Source organism: Deinococcus malanensis (assembly GCF_014647655.1).
GTDB classification, from domain to species: domain Bacteria; phylum Deinococcota; class Deinococci; order Deinococcales; family Deinococcaceae; genus Deinococcus; species Deinococcus malanensis.
Map to the genome: position 1 here is coordinate 1 of NZ_BMPP01000045.1, position 7,998 is coordinate 7,998.

The 7,998-nt window shown below is 63.8% G+C and carries 4 protein-coding genes; 2 read left to right on the forward strand and 2 right to left on the reverse strand.

The window, feature by feature from the left end:
* Both IEY49_RS20905 and IEY49_RS20910 read left to right on the forward strand, forming a co-directional pair.
* Window positions 1-2,834 (forward strand): PAS domain-containing protein (locus tag IEY49_RS20905; protein WP_189012308.1); only part of this gene is annotated, 2,834 nt, incomplete at its 5' end.
* Window positions 2,835-3,290: 456 nt separating this feature from the next.
* Window positions 3,291-5,096: a bifunctional diguanylate cyclase/phosphodiesterase gene (locus tag IEY49_RS20910; protein ID WP_229780963.1), complete on the forward strand. Its 1,806-nt coding sequence runs from the start codon at window positions 3,291-3,293 to the stop codon at window positions 5,094-5,096.
* 145 nt (window positions 5,097-5,241) lie between these two features.
* Here IEY49_RS20910 and IEY49_RS20915 read toward each other — a convergent pair whose 3' ends face one another.
* Window positions 5,242-7,017, reverse strand: coding sequence for a bifunctional diguanylate cyclase/phosphodiesterase (locus IEY49_RS20915; RefSeq protein ID WP_189012310.1), 1,776 nt, complete (start codon window positions 7,015-7,017; stop codon window positions 5,242-5,244).
* Window positions 7,018-7,353: 336 nt separating this feature from the next.
* On the reverse strand, window positions 7,354-7,998 hold a 645-nt coding region (locus IEY49_RS20920; RefSeq protein ID WP_229780964.1), incomplete at its 5' end, for an HD-GYP domain-containing protein.

Consider the following 7,998-nt stretch of genomic DNA (forward strand, 5'->3'; position numbering starts at 1 on the left):
GGACCCTCGGGGTCCTCACCCTCGGCTTCCTCGAGCATCACGACATTACCGAAGCGGAACGGACGTTCCTCCTTACTCTCGCCAGCAGCCTCGCCAGCACCCTCATGCGGGTGGACCGCGCCAGCGTGACCGTGGACCGATACTACGCGGTGTTCGAGCACGCCGCCGTCGGCATCGCACGCGTCGCTTTCGAAGGGGCGCGCTTTCTGGAGGTGAACAACGCGTTGTGCCGTATCACCGGGTACTCCCGCGAGGTGCTGCTCGCCACGCCCTGGACGGCCATCACGCACCCGGATGACATGAACCTCGACCTTGAGCCATTCCAACGCATGGCCGCCGGTGAACTCGATACTTACACCGTCGAGAAGCGCTTCCTCCACAAGTTCGGCCATGACGTCTGGACGCGCCTGACCCTTTCGCTGGTGCGCGACGCGCATGGACGACCCGATTACGAGATCTGCGTGGTTGAGGACATCTCGGAGCGCAAAGCCACCGAAGCTCAGCTTTCCGCGGTGCTTGACGCGTTGCCCGTCGGCGTCATTATCGCCGACGCGTCGGGTCGCCTGGTGCGCGACAACGCCGCGCACCGCGAGTTGTGGAACGTACCACCCGAAACGACGAGCTGGGAGCAGTACGGCGAGTGGGTGGGCTGGTGGCCGGGCACCGCAGAGCGCATCAAGGCGGATAAGTGGGCATTGGCGCGCGCGCTCCTCAAGGGTGAGACGGTACGGGGTGAGTTGATCGAGTACCAGCCGTTTGGAGACGAAGCATCCACGAACGGCGGGCGGCGCTTCTTCCTCAACAACGCCGCACCGATCCGAGGTGATGACGGAAAAATCGTTGGTGGTGTAGTGGCCGAGCAGGACGTCACCGCGCAGATCCTCGCCGAACGGTCGCAACGGGAAAACGCCCAGCGCGTGCAGCTCGCGCTGGCTGCGGGCGCGATTCTCGGCACGTGGTTCTGGGATCTGCCCCAGGATCGCTTCACCGTCGATGAGGGGTTCGCGGAGAATTTCGGCCTCGACCCGGCGATGGGCCGCGATGGGCTCAGCCTCGAGCAGGTCATCGCGAGCGTCCACCCGGACGACCAGCCCGAACTCGTCAGCGCGATCGACACGGCTATCGCGCGTGGAGGGCCGTACGCGCATCAGTACCGGGTGCGGCGTCGTGACGGACAGTACTACTGGATTGAGGCGAACGGTCGGGTTGACCACACACAGGACGGCACGCCTTTGTCCTTTCCTGGGGTGCTGCTTGACGCAGAGGAACGGCGCGCCGCACTCTCCACCCTCCAGGAGAGCGAAGAGCGGTACCGCCTCGCGGTGCGCGCGACGAACGAAGTGATCTGGGACTGGGACCTGGCGTCCGATCACATTTCGTGGAACGAGGCGGTGCAGACTCACTTCGGGTACACGCCGCAGGAGATCAGGCCCTCCGGCGCGTGGTGGAAGTCGAACATTCACCCTGAGGAGCACGAGCGGGTGGTATCCAGCATCCACGCTGTCATCGACGGCGTGAGTGACACCTGGTCGGAGGAGTACCGCTTTCGCCGTGCGGACGGCTCGTATGCGGAAGTGCATGACCGTGGCATGGTCCTCCGCGACCCACACGGGCGGGCCGTGCGGATGATTGGTGCTATGCAGGACCTGACCGAGCGTCGAGCGGCAGAAGCTGCACTCCGCGAAAGTGAGGACCGGCTGCGCGTCGCGACCCAGGCAGCGGCGATCGGCACGTGGGACTACGACCCAGTCCATAACGAACTCCGCTGGGATGCACGCACCAAAGCGCTCTTCGGACTCTCCCCGGAGGCGGAGGTGACCTTCGAATCCGTGTTCGTCCCAGGGGTGCACCCCGAGGATTTCGCGCGCGTCGAAGAGGCCGTAAACGTGGCCCTCGCACCGGACGGGCCGGGTGAGTATTACACCGAACACCGCACGATCGGCCTGGAGGACGGTGTGGAGCGCTGGATCGTCGCTCAAGGTCGGGCGTTCTTTGAAGATGGGCGTGCAGTGCGGTTCATCGGCACGGTCATGGACATCAGCGAGCGCAAGCGGATCGAAGCGCAGTTGCGCAACGTAAATGAAGCGCTCGAACAGCGCGTGCAGGAACGCACGGCGGACCTCGTACGGGCCAACTCGGAATTGCGGCGAAGCAACACGGAACTCGAGCGGTTCGCGTACATCACGTCGCACGACCTGATCGAACCGATTCGGACGGTCGCGAGTTTCGTGGGCCTGCTCAAGCACCGGTACGGCGAGTCCCTCGATGACCGAGGGCAGTTGTTTCTCGACATGACCCTCAAAGGAACCGAGCGGATGAAGGCTATCGTGGATGACGTCCTGACCTACTCACGCTTGAACGGGGATCAGGTGCCACTTCAGGCAGTGGATGTGCGCGCCCCCCTTTCGGAGGCCTTGGCGCGTCTCGAGCGTCGCTTGACCGAAACGCAGGCGCAGGTGACGTGGGGAGACCTGCCGGTCGTGCTGGGTGACGGGCCTCAACTCGCGCAGCTCTTCCAGAACCTGATTGGGAACGCCGTCAAGTTCTCGCGTCCAGGCGTCACGGCCGAGGTGCATGTGAGCGCCGCTCGGGTAGGCGAGTGGTGGCAGTTCACGGTGTCGGACAACGGCATCGGGATCGACACGGAGTACCTGGACCGCATCTTCGAGCTCTTCCAGCGACTTCATACCCGTGAGAAGTTCGAGGGGACAGGGCTTGGGCTGAGCATCTGTCAGAAGGTCGTGGAGCGGGCTGGGGGGCGCCTCTGGGCGACCTCGACCGTCGGTGAAGGGAGTTGCTTTTACTTCACGTTGCGCGCGGCTGAGGGGGCGTGAGTTCAGGGGTTGTATCTGACGAAGGTCGTTGCCGTTGACGGGGTGCTACCGAAACCTCAAGCCTCAGGCGGGAAATCTGCTGCTCGTCTGGAAACCAGCGGTTTCGACGTAGATCCTGACCATAAGGCCACCCTCTTTTCCTACTCACACGGACGCTGCTCTGCCTGCCCATTCAAACGCCCTCCCCTTCCAGACAGGTCAGGCACACGTCCAGCAGGAGTTCCGGGACGTACTGCTCACATTCAGGGCACCAAGAAAAGTTGAGGTGTGGCTGAGATACCCGAACATATCCTTCGGTGCCTTACCGCTTCTGCCTGAGTTGACGTATGACGCGGTCTTCTTCACGCTGGCGCTCGCTCCGTTGCGGGCCTGCACATGACACTGGACGCCACGAACGGCTCATCTGTGAAGGGTTTTTCTGCGCTGACTCCACCCTGAAGTGATACACCTATTAAAATGTTGAATCCTGACACGCCAGACGATCAGGAACGCCTCGACCACCTCCACCGCTACCTGGTCCTCGACACACCACCTGAAGCCGAATTCGACCGCATCACCCGCTTCGTCAAACCCCTCCTGCGCGTCCCCGTCGTCATCATCAGCCTCGTGGCCGCCCAGCGCGCCTGGCTGAAATCCACGGTCGGCACCAACATCCACGAGATGGACCGGGACAGCAACTGCTGCGGAGAAGCCATCAAGCAGTACGGCGTCTTCGTGGTCGAGGACCTCCTGGCCACGCCCCGTTTTCAGGATGACCCCATGGTGAAATACGAAGGCGCCCGGTCCTACGCGGGCGCGCCGCTCACCACCCCGGACGGCTACAACATCGGCGTGCTCGCAGTGTACGACCATCGACCGCGGTCGTTCACCCCCGAGGAACAAGCCTTCCTTCAGGACCTGGCCGCTATCGTGATCGACGAACTCGAATTGCGCCTGGCGATGTTGCAGGCGAAGGAAGCCCAGGTCCGCAGTGAGTATCTGGCGCATCACGACGCCCTGACCGGTCTCCCGAACCGCTTGATGCTGCTGGACCGGGCGAAACAGGCCCTCCTGCACGCCCAACGACATGGCACCCCGGTGGGCATGCTGGTGCTGGACCTCGACGCGTTCAAGACGGTGAACGATTCGCTCGGGCACGCGGTGGGGGACGAACTCCTGAAAGCGGTGGGAAAGCGGTTATGTACGGTCCTCCGGTCCGAAGACACGGTGGCCCGCTTCGGAGGGGACGAGTTCGTCATCCTGCTGCCCGAGCTTCGTGACGCGCTGGACGCCGCACGGGTGGCGCAAGGGCTTCAGGACGCCCTCGCCCACCCTTTCGAAGTAGACGGCTTTACGCTGGATATGCGGTGCAGTGTAGGCATCAGCTTATACCCCACCGACGGGCAGGACGCTGAAGCCCTGCTGCTCGCGGCCGACACCGCGATGTACCAGGCGAAAGCGGCCGGGAAGCGGCAGTACCGCTTTTACGCCCAGGACATGACCCGCGCGGCGCAGGCCAAACTCCACCTACGCGGGCAGCTGTCCCGAGCCGTGGACACCGGCGAGTTCGAGTTGCATTACCAGCCTCTGGTTGACCTGGCAACCGGGGCCATCATCGGGATGGAAGCGCTTGTCCGGTGGCGCGAAGCGAACGGCCGCCTGATCTCGCCCGCTACTTTCATTCCATTGGCGGAGGAAACGGGCCTGATCGTGCCGCTCGGCGCCTGGGTCCTCCGGGAGGCCTGCACGCAAGCAGTGCGCTGGCAGGTTGCTGGCCATCCGGACCTGGTGGTGGCAGTGAACGTGTCGGTGCGGCAGTGGGAGGAAGCAACGTTCGTGCCCCTGGTGCAGCAGATCCTGCTGGAGACAGGCCTGTCACCTTCGAGGCTGGTCCTGGAAATCACGGAGAGCGTGCTGCTCTCGGAGCCTGTGGAAGCGCGCCGGCAGGCGGAGCAGCTGGCCTCCCTGGGGGTGCGGGTGGCGCTGGATGATTACGGGACGGGGTACTCGAACCTCAGCCAGTTGCAGCACCTGCCGATTGCGCAATTGAAGCTCGACCGAACCTTTGTTCACCCGCTGCCTGGCGGGGTGAGGGATCAGGCGCTCGTGCAGAGTGCCCTGACGCTGGGTCAGGCACTGGACGCGGCGGTTGTGGCGGAGGGGATCGAAACGGACACCCAGTTGCAGGTGCTGCGGTCACTGGCGTGTCCGGTGGGGCAGGGCTACTTTCTGGGCCGGCCTGTTCCTGCCTCGGAGTTTGCCCTACAGCATCTTCAGCCCTGAGTGCCCCACGTCCGCCGGACGTCAGCCTGACCTTCGGCTTGCCACAGGACGCTCCCTCCGTCCAGGATGTCGTCATGCTGTCGACCGTGGGCAGACGGAAGGCCGTGTCAAGCAGAGCCCGTCCATGATGCTGATCGTGCTGGGCTCAGGCGACAGGAGCGTGTGCGCCGTGCACGGCTGGTTGAGGCAGCGGGCCAGGGCGGCCGAAGTGGTAACCCTGAAGAAAAGTGCAGCCCAGTTCAGAGAGGGCCCGCGCCTGCACCTGTGTCTCGACGCCCTCAGCCACGGTATCCAGCCCAAAGGCGCGCGCCAGCGCAACGACTGCACGAACCAGTTCGGCGGCCCGCATGCCTTCTGGGCTGGGCTGCCCGACCTGCGCCATGAACGAGCGGTCGATTTTCAGCACTTCCACCGGCAATCCGGCCAGGGCGGAGAGACTGCTGTAGCCGGTCCCGAAATCATCCAGTGCCACCCGCACCCCCAGCGTGCGCAGGTCCTGAAGTACATCCTGAGCACGGCGAGGGTCGAGCAGGCTGTTCTCAGTGACTTCCAGCAACAGCCGGCCGGGGTCAAGGTTTTCTTCGCACAGCACCCGCGCAACGTACTCGACGAAATGCGGCTGGGAGAATTCCAGGGGGCTGACGTTCACGGCAATGTGCCCGAGAGGGATCAGCGCGGCCGTCCGGACCGCTTCGCGCAGCACCCACTGCCCGATGGGGACGATCAGACCCGACACTTCGGCCAGCGGGATGAACTCAGCAGGGCTCACCAGGCCGTCCGGGCCTTCCCAGCGGATGAGGGCTTCGTAGCCCGCCACTACCCCTGTGACGGCATGAATGATCGGCTGGTAGTGCAGCCGGAATTCGCAGCGTTCCAGAGCGTGGTGCAGTCCCGTCAGCAGCGTCATCTCCGCCGGGGTGCGCCGGTCATGCTGCACATTGAAAAACGCGTGGCCACCTCCCGCACGCTTGGCTCGGTACATGGCCGTGTCCGCCTGGGTCAGCAGGGCTTCACTCTGGTCCGCGTCGTCAGGAAAGATGGTCAGGCCGAGGCTCCAGTGAACGTAGATTTCCTGATCCTCCAGCAGAAACGGGGCGCTGAAGGCCTGACGGATGCGCGTCAGGATGCGTTCGGTGCTGGCAGCCTCAGCCACATCCGTGAAAATCAGGGCGAACTCGTCACCGCCCATGCGCGCGACCGTGTCGCTCGACGCCAGGCATTCACTCAGGCGATGGGCAGTCAGGCGCAACACCTCATCGCCAGCGGCATGACCGAGTGTGTCGTTGATGAGCTTGAAGCGGTCGAGGTCCATCAGGCCCAGCACCACTTTCGAACTGTTGAGGGTCGCGCGGCGCATGGCCTGCGTGAGGCGCTGACGGAAGTTCGCTCGGTTGGGCAGACCGGTCAGGGAGTCGAGCAGCGCGAGGTCCCCCAGTTGCTGCACGGTGACATGCAGGCGCAGTTCATCCATCACCAGGGCTGCGAAGTCCTCGAGGACACCCTCCTCCTCAGCAGTGAACGAGCGAGGTACGCTGTCCATCACGCACACGGTGCCCAGCTGGTAACCGTCGGGTGTGCGCAGCGGAGCACCGGCATAAAAACCAACGATCTGGTCGACGCTAACGCAGTTCATGCCATTCACGCGCGGGTCTTTCCGGGCGTCGGGAATCACCAGCACTTCTTCCTGCTGAATGGCGATCGCGCAGATGGACTCGCTTTTCTGCGTTTCGGTGGCGTCCATGCCGATGCGGGCCTTGAACCACTGCCGGTCTTTGTCCACGAACGACACCGCTGCGACAGGCATGTTCAGGTACCGGGCGGCGAGTGCGACGATCCGGTCGAACTGAGGCTCCGGAAGGGTGTCGAGAATGCCGAAGCGGTGCAGTTCAGCGAGGCGAGCGTCTTCGTGGGCAGGGGTCATGGGGCTCCAAAGGGCGTGCAGTCGGGGCGGGGTGGAGTAAGCTGCTGCTTGGTTTCAGGCGGCAGCCTGAAATCAAGGAATGCAGGGAGTTCAGCGGAATGCGGCGGGGCGCTGTGATTGGTGATAATGCGGCGGGTCAAGCCCAGCCGAGGCAGGCGATGTTCCGTACCGGGCGCAGCGTAACGGCTGGGCTCTTACAGTGACCGTTCATGGTGCCGCCAGAAGCGCATGAAGGCCGAGGCAACCAGAGCAAAGCGTCAATATGAGGGTCGCTGTCTGGCTTCCGGACGCGCCGCCGGCCAGTGGGTGCATTTCAAGCCTGAACGGGGGTGGACTTCACGTCTGCTGGAGCATCTCCAGAAACACGGTTACGATTTGCGGATCAAAATGCGTGCCTGCTCCTGCCTGAATGTGCTGTAACGCCCTCTCCAGTGTCCACGCCGCCCTGTACGGACGGTCACTCGTGAGCGCGTCAAAGACATCCACCACCGCGAACGCTCTGGCTGTCAGCGGGATTGCAGTGCTCCGGAGTCCTGCCGGGTACCCGGTCCCGTCCCATTTCTCATGGTGGCACTGCGGGATGTCCAGGGTAGGGCGGAGAAACCTGATCGGCGCGAGCAGCTCCACTGCCATATCCGGGTGCTTTCTCATAACCACCCACTCCTCCTCGGTGAGTGGTCCCGCTTTCAGCAGGATCACATCCGGGATCGCCATCTTCCCGATGTCATGCAGTAAGGCCCCCCGGCGCACATCCAGCAAATCCTCGGGAGGTAACCCCAACGCCCGGCAGAGTTCAACCGTCCGTTCGGTGACCCGCCTGGAATGCCCTTCAGTTTCCTTGTCCCGGAAGTCCAGGGCGCGCGCCCAACCTTCAATGGTTTCGTCGTACGCCAGACGCAGCGCCAGGTTCTGACGCTCCAACGCCTCGAAGAGATTGCAATTCTCCACCGCGATGGCCAACTGGCCGACCAGCAGGTCCAG